Here is a 15,284-nt window from a genome sequence, read left to right on the forward strand (position 1 = left end):
CTCCTCCCGGCGGCGGACGGCAACACGTGAAGAAGACTCGTATATGAGATGGTAACTATTTGGGATGCTCGATGGATAGTGTGCTGTGGTCGGCCGGAAACCGCTTGGCGACCGGACCGTCCGAGAGCGGCGCGCCGAGGTTGATGTCCGAAAACCCGTCGCACCGGCCGGTAGGCCACGCCACACTGGTCGCCGTGATCATCCTGAAGCCCTGGGCCAGCCGAGTCGCCGTCGTCGTTCGGATGCGGCGACAGCGCCGGCGCCACGCGGCGGCGCTAATCATCTCGCGCGTGATGCGATGAGGGACGCGGTCGTCGCGGGCCTGCTCGCCGGTTACGGTGTGGCCGTACCGGTCGGGGCCATCGCGATCCTGATCATGGGGCTGGCGGCCCGTACGTCCATCCGGGTCGGCGCGGCCGCCGCGCTCGGCGTGGCCACCGCGGACGGGCTCTACGCGGCGGTCGCCGTCATCGGCGGTGCGGCGCTCGCCGGTCTGATCGAGCCGATCGCCGTGCCGTTGCGCTGGGTTGCCGTGGCCGTACTGCTCTTCCTGGCCGTCTCGGGCGCGGTGGGTGCCGTCCGGCACCGGCGTGATCCGGCCCGGGCCGCCCGTACCGACGGAGGGCTCGGCACGCCGGTCCGGGCGTACCTCGGACTGCTGGCGCTGACCCTGCTGAACCCGATGACCATCCTCTACTTCGCCGCGCTGGTGCTCGGCCGCCGGGCCGGCGCGGACTGGACGGCCTCGCAGGAGGCGGTTTATGTCCTCGCCGCCTTCACCGCCACGGCGAGCTGGCAACTGCTCATCGCGACCGGCGGCTCCCTGCTCGGCCGGGTGCTGGCCGGGCCCCGGGGGCGGCTCGGCACCGCGCTCGTCTCCAGCCTGCTGATCGTGGCGCTCGCCGTCGGCGTGCTGCTGAGCTGAGTGGAGTCGGCCGCCGCCATCCTGGCGCCGCTCTGGCCGGGCGGGTTCGGCTGGTGCCGGCCACCCTGGCCGGGCCGGTTCGGCTGGGGCGGGACGACCGGGCCGGGCTGGTGCCGGGCCGGCCGGCGCTGGGCGTACCGTCACGGGGGTGAGCAGTCGTCCCGCCGCCGGCGGCGGTCGGTGGGTGGAGGTGCCGCCGGCCCGGATGGCCCGGTGGCTCGAGAACTTCACCGCCCGGCACGGCCCGCCGGAGGTAGCCGCCGGCGAAACCGGCATCCAACTCACCGCCCCGGACGGCGCGGTTGCGGTACTGCACGCCCCGCCGGGCATGCCGGCCCCGGGCGACCTCGGCGGATTCCTCGCGTCGATGGAGACCCCACGCCGACTCGGTCTGCTGTTGGCCCGCAAGAGCGCGGTGGCGGTCGGGATCGCCGACGGGGAGCGGCTCGTGGTGTCCAAGGTGGACAGCCGGTACGTCCAGAGTCGCACCGCCGCCGGTGGCTGGTCCCAGCAGCGGTTCGCCCGACGCCGGGAGAACCAGGCCAAGGCGGCCGCCGGAGAGGCCGCCGAGCTGGCCGTACGGCTGCTACTGCCGGAGGTCGGTACGCTCGCCGCGCTGGTGACCGGCGGGGACCGGCGCACTGTCGAGGTGATCCTGGGCGACCGGCGACTGGGTCCGCTGGCGGCGCTGCGCGCCGAGCGGTTCCTCGACGTACCGGAACCCCGGCACGCGGTCCTGGTCGAGGCCGTCGTCGCCGCCCGAGCGGTCCAGGTCCTGGTCCGCGACCCCGAATGAGCCGGTCCGGGCTACCGGCCCGCGACCTGAACGAGCCGGCCGGTGACGCGGGATGAGCCGGTCCGAGGGTCAGTGGGAGAGCTGTCGGAGGTGGCCCAGCACCGTGGTCAGCGGTTGCCGGTAGTCCTCCGACACCGCATCCACGAACGCCGGGACCGCCCGGCGTAGCGCCGCGTTGTCCGGCCGGGCCGGACGTTCCGGAGTCACGGCGAGGACCCGGGGCGGTACGCCGGCCTGCTCACCGGCGACCATCTTGTGGTGTCCGTCGAGCAGATAGCCGACCAGGCTCTCCGGTGTCGGAAACAGTGCCACCACGGCGGGCCGGTCACCGGCCGCGACCCGGTCCCGGTAGGCGGCGACGACGCTCCGCTCCCGGGGCGGCCAGGGGTCGGTGCCGACCAACGCGATCTCCTCGGCGTACGTGCCGTGCCGGTCCGTCGACCAGAGCCGAGCGCCGGGCCGGGTGAAGCCCACCGGGCGTACCTGTGCGGGTGTCTCCACCGTCAGCCGGTAACGGCCCGGCGGCAGTACGCGGAGCAGCGGAGCGAGGGCGGGCAGCACCGCCTCCGGTCGCTCCGGTCGGGTCAGGTCGTCGAGGTCGGCTGACCCCCGCCAGTCGACCAGCGACCGGATCTCGCTCGTGCCCTGGTCACCGATCCGGGCGAAGCACCAGCTGTAACTCCCGGTGTCCCCGTCGACGAACGCCGGCTCGCCCGCCAGGCAGAGCAGACCGGCCAGGTCGTCGCCGGTCAGGTCGACCAGGCCGTACCCGTCCGGCACCTCGACCGGTACCGATCGGGCGGCCGGTGGCCTGTCCATCCCGTGCACCACCGCATTGTCGGCCGCCCCACCCCGGTACGGAAAGGGCAGAGTTCGCGAGCGTCAGCCGGCGGTACCGAAGGTGTCGCACGACTTCGGGTCTCCGGTGTCGTAGCCCTGCCGGAACCACTGCTGGCGCTGCGCCGACGTGCCGTGGGTGAACTGCGACTCGTCGATCCGGCCGCCGGACCGCTGCTGGATCGCGTCGTCGCCGATCGCCGCCGCCGTGTCCAGACCCTCCTGGATGTCCCGGTCGGTGAGCGCCGCGAAGATCTTCTCGCCCCGGTCGTCGGCGGTGCCGGTGGCGTTGCGGGCCCAGGCCCCCGCGTAGCAGTCGGCCTGCAGTTCCATCAGCACCGAGAGCTCGTTCGCCTCGCCCGGGTTCCGTTCCTGCTCGCGTCGGACCTGGGCCTCGGTGCCCACCAGGTCCTGCACGTGGTGGCCGTACTCGTGGGCCAGGACGTACGGCTGGGCGAACTCACCCGGCGCGCCGAGCTGCTCGGCCAGCACCCGGTAGAAGGAGAGGTCGAGGTAGACCTTGTCGTCGAGTGGGCAGTAGAACGGGCCGACGCCCGAGTCGGCCTGACCACACCCGCTGTTCACCGCCTGCTCGAAGAAGACCGTGTCGGACTCCTGGTACGGCCGGCCGAAGTGTTGCGGCATCGCCCGCTCCCAGTACGCCTGGATGGAGTTGACGTACAGCGTGTTGCGGCAGTCGAGTTGCCGCAACGCGTCCTGTGCGTCGCAGCGCTGCTCGATGGCGGCGTTGTCACCGCCGGACTGGTCGCCGTCGCCGGTCAGCGCGTTGAGTCCGAAACCGCCGCCGACCAGCACCGCCACCACGGTGACGATCAGGCCGATCAGTCCGCCTCCGCCCGAGATCGGGATCGGCAGGCCGCCCAGGCCGCCGCCGGAGCCGCGCCGGTCCTCGACCTGACTGGTGTCGATGTCGGCGTTCTCGTTGAGTTCCATCACACCCCCCGATCTGTGGGTGTGACCGGTGATACCCAGCGATCTTGATCGGTAATCCGGACCCGACCGTCCCGCGCCGCCCGGTACACTCGTTCCCGTGCTGCTCTGCGAAGGCTGAACGCCCCGCGCCGACGGAACATACGGGTCCGCCGGCTGGTTTGTGTGCCCTGAGTCAGCCTTCGACCCCGAGAGCGAGTTCGTCGAGATGATCACTGCAAGCGGTCTGGAGCTCCGTGCCGGTGCCCGGATCCTGCTCTCCGACACCACCCTGCGGGTCCAGCCCGGCGACCGGATCGGCCTGGTCGGCCGTAACGGCGCCGGTAAGACCACCAGCCTCAAGGTGCTGGCTGGCGAGGGGCAGCCGTACGCCGGGCAGATCGACCGCCGTGGTGCCGTCGGCTATCTGCCGCAGGACCCGCGTACCGGTGACCTCGGGGTCACCGCCCGGGACCGGGTCCTCTCGGCCCGTGGCCTGGATGTGCTGATGGCCCAGATGGCCGAGCTTGAGCAGCAGCTCGCCGACAGTTCCGGCGACGAACGGCTGGTCCGGCGGTACGGCGCGCTCGAGGACCAGTTCGCCTCGCTCGGCGGGTACGCCGCCGAAGCTGAGGCCGCCCGGATCTGCGCCAACCTCGGCCTGCCGGACCGGGTGCTGGCCCAGACCATCGGGACCCTCTCCGGTGGCCAGCGTCGCCGGGTCGAACTGGCCCGGATCCTGTTCCGGGACGCCGCCGAGAACGGTGGCGGCATCCTGCTGCTGGACGAACCGACCAACCACCTGGACGCCGACTCGATCACCTGGCTGCGGGGTTTCCTCGCCGGGCACAAGGGCGGCCTGGTGGTGATCAGCCACGACGCCGGGCTGCTGGAGGCGGTGGTCAACAAGGTCTGGTTCCTGGACGCCACCCGCTCGGTGGTCGACGTCTACAACGTCGGTTGGAAGACCTATCTGGAGCAGCGGGAGACCGACGAGCGGCGGCGTCGCCGGGAGCGGGCCAACGCGGAGAAGAAGGCCGGGGCGCTGATGGCCCAGGCCGACAAGATGCGGGCCAAGGCGACCAAGACCGTGGCCGCGCAGAACATGGCCCGGCGGGCCGAGAAGCTGCTGGCCGGCCTGGAGGACGAGCGGGTCGCGGACAGGGTGGCCAAGGTCCGCTTCCCCAACCCGGCGCCGTGCGGCAAGACCCCGCTCACCGCCGCCGGGCTGTCGAAGTCGTACGGCTCGCTGGAGATCTTCACGGACGTGGACGTCGCCGTCGACCGGGGTTCCCGGGTGGCCATCCTCGGGCTCAACGGTGCCGGCAAGACGACTCTGCTGCGGATCCTCGGCGGGCTGCTCCAGCCGGACACCGGGGAGGTCCGTCCGGGGCACGGGCTGCGGTTGGGCTACTACGCCCAGGAGCACGAGACGCTCGACGTCGACCGGACGGTGCTGGAGCACATGCGCAGCGCCGCGATCGAGCAGTCCGACACCGACCTCCGCAAGATCCTCGGCGCCTTCCTCTTCTCCGGCGACGACGTGAACAAGCCGGCCGGGGTGCTCTCCGGTGGCGAGAAGACCCGGCTCGCGCTGGCCACCCTGGTCTGTTCGGGGGCCAACGTGCTGCTCCTGGACGAGCCGACGAACAACCTCGACCCGGTGAGCCGGGAGCAGGTGTTGGACGCCATCGCCCGGTATCCCGGGGCGATCGTGCTGGTCACCCACGATCCGGGCGCGGTGATGGCGCTCAAGCCCGACCGGGCGATCCTGCTGCCGGACGGCGACGAGGACGCCTGGAGCGACGACCTGCTCGAACTCGTCGAACTGGCGTAGCCAGGTCCACGCCCTGCCCTGCCAGCCTGCGGCGCCCAGCCGGTCACGTGCCGGCCTGCGGCGCCGTGCCTGCCGTCCGTCCTGGCGTGCGCCCGTGCTGGCCTGCGGCGCCGTGCCTGCCGTCCGTCCTGGCGTGCGCCGGGCCACGGTGGCGTGTGCGGGCCGGGTCGCTGACGGTCAGCCGAGACCGGCGAGCCGGCCCAGCACGCCGGAGCCGACCAGGATGGCCAGGCCGATGGCGACGAAGAGCGCCGGGACCAGCCAGTGGCCCGCCCGGGTGACCAGCCGGATCACCCGGGAATGTCCGCCGAGCCCGGCCGCCACCGCGCACCAGAGCCCGACGAGGACGACAAAGACCAGCAGGTACGTGCCGGCGTCGGCGGGACCGACGGTCCGGAAGACGGGTGCGTAGACGGCGATGTTGTCGGCGCCGTTGGCGACCGTCACCGCGGCCACCCCCAGTGTTCCGCTGACCGGCTCCGGGGGGCCGGCGTCGTCGCGGTTCAGCAGTGCCCGTACGCCGAGGGCCAGTGGCACCAAGCCGAGCAGCCCGGTCCACGGCTCGGGGATCACCAACAGGCCGGCCGCGGCCGCCACGCTGGCGGTCACCAGTGCGCCGATTCCCGCGTACTGACCGACGACGATCTGCCAGGGGCGGGGACGTCCGGCCGTGCGCGCGGCGACGAAGAGCACGGTCAGTACGACAATGTCGTCGACGTTGGTGGCCGCGAAGACCCCAGCCGCAGCCGCTGCGGTGGCAACTTGATCCGCCACATGCGACACCTTACGGGCTTGATCACCATTCTGCGGAATCCACCGCACTGAATCCGAGCGATCCTCGGAAAGTTGCCCGGCGATGGCGGAACTTGCCGGGTGGGCAAGGAAACTCGACGGTTGGTTACGCCGACTCTCCGGACGGAGGAAGGAATCCCGCCCCGCGGTGCGGTGAACCCGACCGACGGCCGGGAAAACTGGACCGGCGGTGTGTCGAACATGCCCGGTGGGCGGAAAGCTGGGTGGTGGCCGAGTGAAACCTGTACGACGTGGCGCGAAACCCGGGGAGCGCTGTGGAAACCGCAGTGCCACCCCCAGCCCGGACCGGCCGGCGAGCGCAATCACTCAATCGGGAAACTGACACTGCTGTGCGTGTCGGTTGGCGAAGAGTTGATATCTAGCGCATGATCGTTCGAGGCGGTCTAATAGGTGGGACCGTATCGAACCGCACAGTCTGGGACGTGAGGAATCAACATGGCAGCCACTGGCACAGCCACCAGCACTGAGAAGGGTCGCCGGATCGTCGGGGCCGAGCGCCAGACGCTCGCCAAGGACCTGGTCAAGCGGTATACCTCCGGCGAAAGCATCCGTGCCCTGGCGGCCTCGACCGGCCGTTCCTACGGGTTCATCCACCGGGTGCTCACCGAGTCTGGTGTACAGCTTCGTCAGCGTGGTGGCGCACGTCGTCGGAAGAAGGCGTGACCCGCTCAGCAGCCTGGTCCGGAGCCGAACGCCCACGGAATCATTCGTGACCGTTGGCGTACGACTGAATTGCGACGGGCCGGTGGCGACGATGACGTTGTGCCGGCCCGACGTACTCAACGCGCAGACGCCCGAGATGTGGCGGGCGATGCATGAGTTCTCCCGGGAGCTACCCGGGGACGTACGGGTTGTCGTGGTGCGGGGCGAAGGCCGGTCCTTTTCCGCCGGGCTCGACCTGGCGGTGGCGACCGGCGTGGGCCGGGGTGGTACGACCGGCGGCGCACTCGCCGAGCTGGCCGCCCTGCCGCCCGAAGAGTGTGCCGAGCGCATCGCCGGATTCCAGGCGGGATTCACCTGGCTGCACCGCCCCGACCTCATCTCGATCGCGGCGGTGCAGGGCCATGCCATCGGGGCGGGTTTCCAACTCGCGCTCGCCTGCGATCTGCGTGTGCTCGCCGACGACGCGGTGTTTTCCATGGCCGAGGTGATGCTCGGCCTGGTCCCCGACCTCGCCGGCACGAAACGGTTGGTGGAGTTGCTCGGGTACTCCCGTGCCCTGGAACTCTGTGTCACCGGTCGGCGGGTCGACGCCACCGAGGCGGCCGCGCTCGGTCTGGCGACCGTGGTGGTGCCCCGACCCGAACTCGACGCGGCCGTGCACGACCTGACCGCGGCGGTCTTGGCCGGCGACCGGAACGCGGTGGTGGAGATCAAGGCGCTGCTGGCCGGCGCGGCCGGGCGCACTCCGGCCGAACAGCAACGGGCCGAGCGTGAGGCGCAGACCCGCCGGATGCGTGATCTTGTCGGGCTGGGCGAATAGGCTGGGACCGACGGTCAGGTGACGCCGGTCGGCCCTGGCCCGTGAAGATCCGATTACCCGTGACAGCACCAACCGGAACAGCCCCAGCCGCGACAGCGCCAGCCGTGACAGCACCAAGCCGGGCGGCGCCGAGCGGGACAGCCGACGATCGTGACAGCTCCGACGAGCGTGGCAGGCCCGTCGATCGTGGCGTTCCGCCGGTTCTGTCCGCCATGCCGGTTCTGTCGGCCCGGCCGGGACCGGTTCAGCCCGCCCGGTCGACTCCGGGAACCGGTCGGCTCTGACAGCGGGTCGGCTCCGCCAGCCCTGGTCGGCTCCGACGACCCCGCGCGGCAGGACGGATCTTTCGGGAAGATTCCGGCCGCCGCTCCGGTTGTCGTAGTGGTCGAAGACTGGGAGGTCGCGCGTGGTCAACCCGATGGGGTCCGGTGGCAGCATGGGCGGTTGGAGCATGCTGCGCTCGTTGCGTAACAGCGACGAGGTCACGGCGCACCGGGTCAGCCGGCGCAGCGTACGGCGGGTCGTCGAGTTCGCCCGCCCGTACCGCCGGGACATCAGCGTGTTCCTGCTCACCGTGGTGCTCGCCGCGATCATCGGCGTCGCGACACCGGTACTGGCCGGCGACGTGATCAACACCATCACCGGGGGCGGCGCCGGAGCGGGTCGGCTCGTCGTCCACCTGGCCCTGATCATCGCCGGCCTGGCGGTGCTGGACGCCCTGCTCTCCCTGGCCCAACGCTGGTACTCCGCCCGGATCGGCGAGGGGATCATCCTCAGCCTGCGGACCCGGGTCTACGACCACGTCCAGCGGATGCCGCTGCAGTTCTTCACCCGGACCCAGACCGGCGCGCTGGTCAGCCGGCTCAACAACGACGTACAGGGCGCGCAGCGGGCGTTCACCACCACGCTCTCCGGGGTGGTCAGCAACATCATCCAACTCGTGCTCACCGCCGGCGTGATGTTCACCCTCTCCTGGCAGATCACCCTCCTGTCGCTGGTGCTGTTGCCGATCTTCATCGTGCCGGCCCGCCGGGTCGGCCGCCGCCTGGCCGAGATCACCCGGGAGTCGTACGACCTCGACGCGAAGATGAACGCCACGATGACCGAGCGGTTCGGGGTGTCCGGCGCACTGCTGGTGAAGCTTTTCGGCCGGCCCGACGTCGAGGCGCGACGCTTCGCCGACCGCGCCGAACGGGTCCGGGACATCGGCATCCAGTCGGCGATGTACTCGCGGACCTTCTTCGTCGCCATGCTGCTGGTCGCCTCGCTGGCCCAAGCCCTCACCTACGGGCTCGGCGGCTGGCTGGCGGTCCGGGGCAGTGTCAGCGCCGGCACCGTGGTCACCCTCGCCCTCCTGCTCACCCGCCTCTACGGCCCGCTGACCGCGCTCTCCAACGTCCGGGTCGACGTGATGAGCGCGCTGGTCTCGTTCGACCGGGTCTTCGAGGTGCTCGACCTCACCCCGTCGATCGCGGAGAAGCCCGACGCGGTGGACATCCCGCGAGGTGCCGGCCGGGTGGAGTTCCGCGACGTACGGTTCCGCTACCCGAGCGCGTCCGAGGTGTCGCTCGCCTCGCTGGAGGACGTCGCGGCCCTGGACCGGACGGTCTCCGAGCCGGTGCTGCGTGGTGTCTCGTTCACGGTCGAGCCCGGGCAGATGGTGGCGCTGGTCGGCCCCTCCGGTGCCGGCAAGTCGACCACGTCGATGCTGCTCTCCCGGGTCTACGACGCCACCGACGGCGAGGTCCGGGTCGGCGGTGTCGATGTCCGGGACGCCACCCTGGCGTCGCTGCGGGACACCATCGGCGTGGTCACCCAGGACTCGCACCTGTTCCACGAGACGATCGCGGAGAACCTCCGGTACGCCAAGCCGGACGCCACCGACGACGAACTCTGGGCGGCGTTGCGGGGAGCCCAGGTCGAGGACCTCGTCCGGGATCTGCCGGACGGGTTGAACACCATGGTCGGTGAACGCGGCTACCGCTTCTCCGGCGGCGAGAAGCAGCGGATCGCCATCGCCCGTCTGCTGCTCAAGGCCCCCTCGATAGTCATTCTCGACGAGGCGACCGCGCATCTGGACTCCGAGTCCGAGGCGGCGGTGCAGCGGGCGCTCGCGGTCGCGTTGCACGGGCGTACGGCGCTGGTCATCGCGCACCGGCTCTCGACCGTCCGGGACGCCGACCAGATCCTGGTGCTGGACGGCGGACGAATCGTGGAGCGTGGTCGGCACGACGAACTGGTCGCGGTCGGCGGCCTCTACGCCGAGCTGTACCGTACCCAGTTCGCGGTCGCCGACTCGCCGGCCCCGTACACCGACGCGGTGGGTCCGGATCCGGTGGTCACCATGCCGCGTCCCGACTACGACCCGGTCTGATCGCCACCCGGGAACCGGCCCCGGTACCGCAGTGCCCGACGTTCCCGCCAGGCAAGGAACCCAAGACCCCAGCTCGTGCCGGCCACCAGGGGCCGGTGTCGCCGAGGCCCTGGTCAGCGTCCGGCGGGTCGAGGTGATCGCGGCCGGACGACCTCGGCCCGCAGCGCCGCGAACTCGGCGGCGAGCCCGTCCACGGTGAAGTGGGCGTTGAGTCCGCTCGGGTTCGGCAGAACCCACAGGCCGGCGCCACCCAGCGACTCCGGCTGCCGGCCGAGCCGGGCCGTACGCCGGTCGAAAGCCATCCGGTACGCGGTGACGCCCAGCACCGCGACCCAACGCGGCCGGTACCGCTCGACCTTGCCGACCAGCTCCCGTCCGCCCTGGACGAGTTCGTCCCGGCTCAACTCGTCGGCGCGGGCGCTGGCCCGCGCGGCCAGATTGGTGATTCCCAGACCGAGGTCGAGCAGCTCCGCCTGCTCGGCGGGGTCGAACTGCCGAGGGGTGAAGCCGCCCCGGTGCAGCGCCGGCCAGAACCGGTTGCCGGGGCGGGCGAAGTGCCAGCCGGTCGCCGCGGAGTAGAGCCCCGGGTTGATGCCACAGAACAGCACGTCCAGGTCCGGGGCGATCAGGTCGGGCAGCAGCCGGTCAGCCGCCGCGGCCACCTCGGCGGGAGTCGGCCGGGTGATCGTCGTACGCCGCGCCGCGGTCTTTCCCGGAGCCGATCCGGCGGCAGCCGTGTGCCCGGTCGCGGTCCGGGCGGCCGCCGTGCGCCGCGCCGACCCGGTCACGTCTGCCGGCCGCGTCTGACCGCCCATGTCACCACCAGCGCCATCGTCGACACCACGGCCAGGCAGCAGACGCCACCCGCGACCACGAGCAGAAAGGACACGAGCACCTCCCGTAGGCAACGGCTGGCAACCCTACCCGGTCCGGGAAACCGCCCCCAATGCTGCGCGCCCCGACGCCGCCCGTCTCAGATGGCCCGCAGCGCGCCGCCGTCGACCGGAATGGTGACCCCGGTCAGGTAGCCGGCGGCGGGGGAGAGGGCAAACGCCGCCACCCGGCCGAACTCCGCGGGCTCGCCGATCCGGCGCAGCGGGATCGCCGCCTCGGCGGTCGCCCGGGCCCGGTCCGGGTCCCCGGTCGCCGCGAACAGTTCGACGTTGCGGTCGGTGAGGATCCGCCCGGGCAGCAGGCTGACCACCCGGACGCCCCGGGGGCCGTACTCGTCGGCCATGTCCTTCGCCACACCGGCCAGGCCCGGCCGGAGACCGTTGGAGAGGCCGAGCCCCGGGATCGGGGCCCGTACCGAGTTGGAGAGCACCAGTCCGATCGCCCCGCCGTTGTCCAGCGCGGCCGCCACCGTACGCGCGACCCGTACCGTGCCGAGGAAGACGGTCTCGAACGAGTCCCGCCACTGGACGTCGGTGACCTGGGCGGCGGTGCCGGGGGGCGGACCACCGACCGAGACGAGCGCGCCGTCGAGCCGGCCGAACCGGTCCAGGGCGGTCGCGACCAGTGTTGTCGCCGTGTCCGGATCGGCGAGGTCGGCGGCGATTCCGACCGCCCGGTCGGCACCGAGGCGGTCTGCCGCGGCCGCCGCCCGGTCACCGTCGCGGGACGAGATCACCACCCGGGCGCCGTCGGCGACCAGACACTCCGCGGTGGCGAAGCCGAGGCCCTTCGATGCGCCGGTCAACACGTACACCCGGTCCGCGAGTCCGAGATCCATGTGAATGATCCTATGCCCTGCGGCCATCCAGTGGATCTTCGCCCTTGGCGACGGCGATCCTCTCGCCCTCAACGACGGCGAAGTGGCACCACCCGGATCCGGCCGGCCACCTGGCAGACCAGTGCGCCGCCGACCCGCCGCACCGCCGGCAGTCTGCGGCGACGGGGTGCCGTGTCACCGTCGTACCGCCAGCCGGTCTCCCGGATCGCGAGTTCCTCGGCGGCCAGCGCCGGCAGCCGACTCTCGGCGACGAGTCGGCGGGCCAGATCCCAGCCGTCCCGCAGGGACCCCCGGGTCGGCCGGGTGGCGGCCCAGTCGGCGAAGACCGGGAACCAGCGCTCACCGAGACCAGCGGCGAGCAGCGGCCAGTGCCGGGCCGTCTCACCGGCCCGTTTGCGCAGCAGCGCGGACCGGGCGACGCCGACCAGCCGATCGTCGAAGCCGGCGGGCAGCGGCGCTCCGGCCACGAGCGTCGCCACCAGCGCCGCCTGCCGGTCAGTCAACGACCCCGTCATGCCGTCTCCTCGCTCCGCTCGGTCATGTCGCCTCCTCGCTTCGCTCGGCGTCGCCATGACCTGTCGACCGGGTTGATTGCTGACCTCGCTCCGCTCGGTCATGTCGCCTCCTCGCTTCGCTCGGCGTCGCCATGACCTGTCGACCGGGTTGATTGCTGACCTCGCTCCGCTCGGTCAGGTGATCGCCGGATAGCCGGACGCCTCGGCGATCGCGTCGAGCTCGCCACGCAGCGCCGCCGCCTCCGGATAGTGTCCGTCGCGCTCCAGCAGCAGCGCCGGTGGCCGGTGCCGTGCGCACAGTTCGGTGACCAGGTCGAGGACCGCGTCCGGGACCGGGTCGGTGTGCGTGTCGTGGTAGATCCCGTCGTGGGCGGCACCACCGGCGACGTGTACGTAGCCGACCCGGTCCAGCGGCAGCCGGTCGAGCAGCGCCAGCGGGTTGGTGCCCCGGTTGCGGGCGTTGGCGTAGACGTTGGCGATGTCGAGCAGCAGCAACGCCCCGGTCCGGTCCAGGATCTCGCTGATGAACTCCGCCTCGTCCAACTCGTCGTCCGGCCAGTCGAAGAGGGCGGCGATCGGCTCCAGGGCCAGCGGAACGCTCAGTTCGGCCTGAACCCGGCTGACGTTGGCGACCACCGCGTCGACGGCCTCCCGGGTACGCGGCAGCGGCAGCAGGTGCCCGGCCTCGACGCCGCCGGCCCGTACGAACGCGATGTGCTCGCTGGCCATTGGCGCTCCGAGCAACTCCGCCACCTGTGCGAAGTGCCGGACCCGGTCCGGCTCGACCGGCTCGGCGCCGCCGAGGGAGAGCCGTACCCCGTGGGGCACGACGGCCACGCCCGCCTCGCGGAGCGCGGCCAGGGCCGGCGGGGGGCCGGCGCTGCCGACCGACTCGGCGATCACCTCGACGAACCGCAGACCGGGCAGGTCAGCGACGAATCCGGAGATCTCCGGCCGCCAGCCGATGCCGACGCCGTACGTCGTACCGCTGTTCCTGGTCATCCGCCGCATCCGCCGCATCCGCCGCCACAACCGCCGCCACCACCACAACCGTCTCCGCCGCCGGCCGCGCTGGCGCTGGAGTCGCCACCACCCCCACCGCCCCCGCCGGCCGATGCGCCGGCCCCCGAGGCCGCCGAACGCTGGATCTCGGCCTCCATGGCGAACGCCAGGTCGAGTTCGAAGAGCGCGACGGTACCGAAGACGGCGATGCCCATCGCGGCGCCGGTCACGCCGTAGGTGGCGTAGGCGGGGGAGTGCACCGGGGAGAGGTGGTGGTAGCGCGCCCGCATCCGGCGCAGCACCGTCTTCGCCGCCCTGGTCTGCCGGGGCACGGCGAACAGGAGCACCAGGCAGAGGGGGAGCAGCAGTACGAGTGAGGTCACCAGGAAGCCGACGGGCCGGTCGGCGGCGAGTCCCTCGCCGAGCCGGACCGTGCCGACGGCGAGCAGACCGAGCAGCAGCAGCGGACCGGTCCGGGCGGCCCGGCGGACGGACGACGGCAGCGCGAGTCCGTCGCGTTCCAGTCCGGACCGCAGGTCGGTGAGGGCCGACGTGACGCCGCCGTCGTTGGTCAGGTCCCTGGTCCGGGGCTGCCGGCCGGTGGCCTCGTGTACCGCCCACTCCAGCCTGCCGGCCCCGGTGGGCAGCGGTCCGGTCCGGTGGAGACGACGGTTCGGTTTCGTGCCGACCGCTCCGGCGGCTCGGAGGGCGCCGAGCGCGGTGTAGACCGCCCGCTGGTCGCCGCCGGCCAGCCAGGCGACCTGGACCGGGTGCAGTTCGTCGAGGTCGGACGGCACCCGCCCGGCGAACCGTACCGAGCGGTGGACCAGGGTGCCGACGACGAGCAGCGCGGCGGTCGAGAGGAAGAGCAGCAGAAAATTGGGGCCGGAGATGCCCCAGGTGTCGGGTTGCCCGAGTGGGTCCATCGCGGTCACTCCTGCCGTACGGTTCCGGTTGCGCCCCATTGTGGATCGGCCGTGCCAGCCGGTCGGGCTGTGGCCGTCGCCGTGCCGACCGGGTGTCGGGTCGGCGGAACAGCGGGCAGGCCGCTCATCTCGACATCACCGATCATCCGCCGCATCCTCCGCCTCCGCCTCCGCCACCGCCACCGCCTCCGCCGTCCCCGCCTCCGCCGCAGCCGCCCGTACCGCCTCCGCCGTCGCCGGACGTGGAGCCGGATCCCGGGCCGAGGGTGCGCTCGACTCCGGCTTCCGCCGCGAAGCCCGGGTCGAGCGCCCAGAGCGACGCGGGGCCGAAGAGCGCGATCCCCATCGCGGCGCCGGCCACGCCGTAGGTCGCGTGCGCCGGTGCGTGCCGGGGAGCGAGGTGGCGGTGCTGGCGGCGCAGTGCGCGCAGTGCCGCGTTCGCCGCGCGGGTACGCCGGGGCGCGGTGGCGGCCAGGATGATCAACAGGGGCGCCAACGCGACGACGGCGATCAGGAGGTACATGGTCGGCCTGCCGTTCACCGCGCCGGCGATGATCCGGGTGCAGCCGAGCGCGATCAGCGCCAGCCCGGCCAGGGCCGGCAGGAGTACCGCGGCCAGCCGGGTGCGTACCGGCACGGTGAGGCAGTCACGGTCCAGGCCGGCGCGCAGTTCGTCGAGTGCCGCCGACACCTGCGGGTCCGCCACCAGGGCGCGGGCGCGGACCCGCCGGGCGGCGGCCGCGTGCACAGCCTGGTCCAGCGGCGTCGACTGGGCCGGCAGCGGGCCGGTCGGGACCAGGAGCCGGTCCGGCCCGACACCGACCGCGCCGTAGGTGCGCAGCAGGCCGAGCGAGGTGTACGCCGCCAGCCGCGCGCCGCCGTTGAGGTAGGCGATCCGGAGCGGGTGGAGTCGCTCGACGCCCTCCGCCGGCGGCCGGCCCGCGAACCGCAGCACCCGGTGCAGTACGACGACGAGGATGAGCAGCGCCGCGGCCACCAGGTAGCCGACCAGGAAGGCCGGGCCGGGGATACCCCAGGTGTCAGCGGCCGGTACGGGGGCTTCGGCCATCGTGGGCTCCGATCATGGGAACGGGAGCCCAGTGTGGAAGATGCC

At 72.3% G+C, this 15,284-nt stretch carries 16 protein-coding genes; 7 read left to right on the forward strand and 9 right to left on the reverse strand.

Annotated features, from left to right (window positions below):
* Positions 1-71: 71 nt before the first annotated feature.
* From V1633_RS00155 to V1633_RS00165, 3 genes are all read left to right on the forward strand, one after another.
* Positions 72-302 carry a hypothetical protein gene (locus tag V1633_RS00155; RefSeq protein WP_331212013.1) on the forward strand — a complete coding sequence of 77 codons (231 nt, stop codon included), beginning with the start codon at positions 72-74 and terminating at the stop codon, positions 300-302.
* The gene (locus V1633_RS00160) at positions 299-925 is read left to right on the forward strand and encodes a LysE family transporter (protein ID WP_331212014.1); all 627 of its coding nucleotides are present in this window, start codon (positions 299-301) and stop codon (positions 923-925) included. The genes V1633_RS00155 and V1633_RS00160 overlap by 4 nt, the downstream gene beginning before the upstream one ends.
* Before the next feature lie 148 nt (positions 926-1,073).
* Complete coding sequence (locus V1633_RS00165; RefSeq protein ID WP_331212015.1) at positions 1,074-1,721, forward strand: acVLRF1 family peptidyl-tRNA hydrolase; 648 nt, start codon at positions 1,074-1,076, stop codon at positions 1,719-1,721.
* A gap of 69 nt (positions 1,722-1,790) precedes the next feature.
* Here the strand turns inward: V1633_RS00165 and V1633_RS00170 are convergent, their stop codons facing one another.
* Both V1633_RS00170 and ypfJ read right to left on the reverse strand, forming a co-directional pair.
* Positions 1,791-2,540: a hypothetical protein gene (locus tag V1633_RS00170; protein WP_331212016.1), complete on the reverse strand. Its 750-nt coding sequence runs from the start codon at positions 2,538-2,540 to the stop codon at positions 1,791-1,793.
* Positions 2,541-2,603: 63 nt separating this feature from the next.
* Complete coding sequence (ypfJ, locus tag V1633_RS00175) at positions 2,604-3,512, reverse strand: KPN_02809 family neutral zinc metallopeptidase (protein ID WP_331212017.1); 909 nt, start codon at positions 3,510-3,512, stop codon at positions 2,604-2,606.
* Between the two features lie 205 nt (positions 3,513-3,717).
* On the opposite strand from ypfJ, the gene V1633_RS00180 reads away from it, so the two are divergent.
* Entirely contained in the window at positions 3,718-5,325 is a 1,608-nt protein-coding gene (locus V1633_RS00180; protein ID WP_331212018.1) for an ABC-F family ATP-binding cassette domain-containing protein, read from the forward strand.
* A 177-nt stretch (positions 5,326-5,502) separates the two neighbouring features.
* On the opposite strand, the gene V1633_RS00185 is transcribed toward V1633_RS00180, so the two are convergent.
* The gene (locus V1633_RS00185) at positions 5,503-6,099 is read right to left on the reverse strand and encodes a cadmium resistance transporter (protein ID WP_331212019.1); all 597 of its coding nucleotides are present in this window, start codon (positions 6,097-6,099) and stop codon (positions 5,503-5,505) included.
* Between the two features lie 474 nt (positions 6,100-6,573).
* Here V1633_RS00185 and V1633_RS00190 point away from each other — a divergent pair, with 474 nt between their 5' ends.
* The 3 genes from V1633_RS00190 (at position 6,574) to V1633_RS00200 (ending at position 9,995) form a co-directional block, all read left to right on the forward strand.
* Positions 6,574-6,801, forward strand: coding sequence for a helix-turn-helix domain-containing protein (locus tag V1633_RS00190; protein WP_007462679.1), 228 nt, complete (start codon positions 6,574-6,576; stop codon positions 6,799-6,801).
* Positions 6,802-6,892: 91 nt separating this feature from the next.
* The gene (locus V1633_RS00195; protein WP_331212386.1) at positions 6,893-7,621 is read left to right on the forward strand and encodes an enoyl-CoA hydratase/isomerase family protein; all 729 of its coding nucleotides are present in this window, start codon (positions 6,893-6,895) and stop codon (positions 7,619-7,621) included.
* 418 nt (positions 7,622-8,039) lie between these two features.
* Positions 8,040-9,995, forward strand: coding sequence for an ABC transporter ATP-binding protein (locus V1633_RS00200; protein WP_331212387.1), 1,956 nt, complete (start codon positions 8,040-8,042; stop codon positions 9,993-9,995).
* Between the two features lie 113 nt (positions 9,996-10,108).
* Here the strand turns inward: V1633_RS00200 and mug are convergent, their stop codons facing one another.
* From mug to V1633_RS00230, 6 genes are all read right to left on the reverse strand, one after another.
* The gene (gene mug, locus V1633_RS00205; RefSeq protein ID WP_331212020.1) at positions 10,109-10,810 is read right to left on the reverse strand and encodes a G/U mismatch-specific DNA glycosylase; all 702 of its coding nucleotides are present in this window, start codon (positions 10,808-10,810) and stop codon (positions 10,109-10,111) included.
* Positions 10,811-10,968: 158 nt separating this feature from the next.
* Positions 10,969-11,727, reverse strand: a complete 759-nt coding sequence (locus V1633_RS00210; RefSeq protein ID WP_331212021.1) for an SDR family oxidoreductase — start codon at positions 11,725-11,727, stop codon at positions 10,969-10,971.
* A 68-nt stretch (positions 11,728-11,795) separates the two neighbouring features.
* Entirely contained in the window at positions 11,796-12,242 is a 447-nt protein-coding gene (locus tag V1633_RS00215; RefSeq protein ID WP_331212022.1) for a hypothetical protein, read from the reverse strand.
* A gap of 174 nt (positions 12,243-12,416) precedes the next feature.
* Positions 12,417-13,253, reverse strand: a complete 837-nt coding sequence (locus tag V1633_RS00220) for a DUF692 domain-containing protein (protein ID WP_331212023.1) — start codon at positions 13,251-13,253, stop codon at positions 12,417-12,419.
* Positions 13,241-14,170: a TIGR04222 domain-containing membrane protein gene (locus tag V1633_RS00225; protein ID WP_331212024.1), complete on the reverse strand. Its 930-nt coding sequence runs from the start codon at positions 14,168-14,170 to the stop codon at positions 13,241-13,243. Before V1633_RS00225 ends, V1633_RS00220 begins: the two co-directional genes overlap by 13 nt.
* Positions 14,171-14,312: 142 nt before the next feature.
* On the reverse strand, positions 14,313-15,239 hold the full coding sequence (locus V1633_RS00230; protein WP_331212025.1) for a TIGR04222 domain-containing membrane protein: 927 nt from the start codon (positions 15,237-15,239) through the stop codon (positions 14,313-14,315).
* Between the last annotated feature and the right edge of the window lie 45 nt (positions 15,240-15,284).

This window comes from Plantactinospora sonchi (assembly GCF_036422035.1).
Lineage (GTDB): Bacteria > Actinomycetota > Actinomycetes > Mycobacteriales > Micromonosporaceae > Plantactinospora > Plantactinospora sonchi.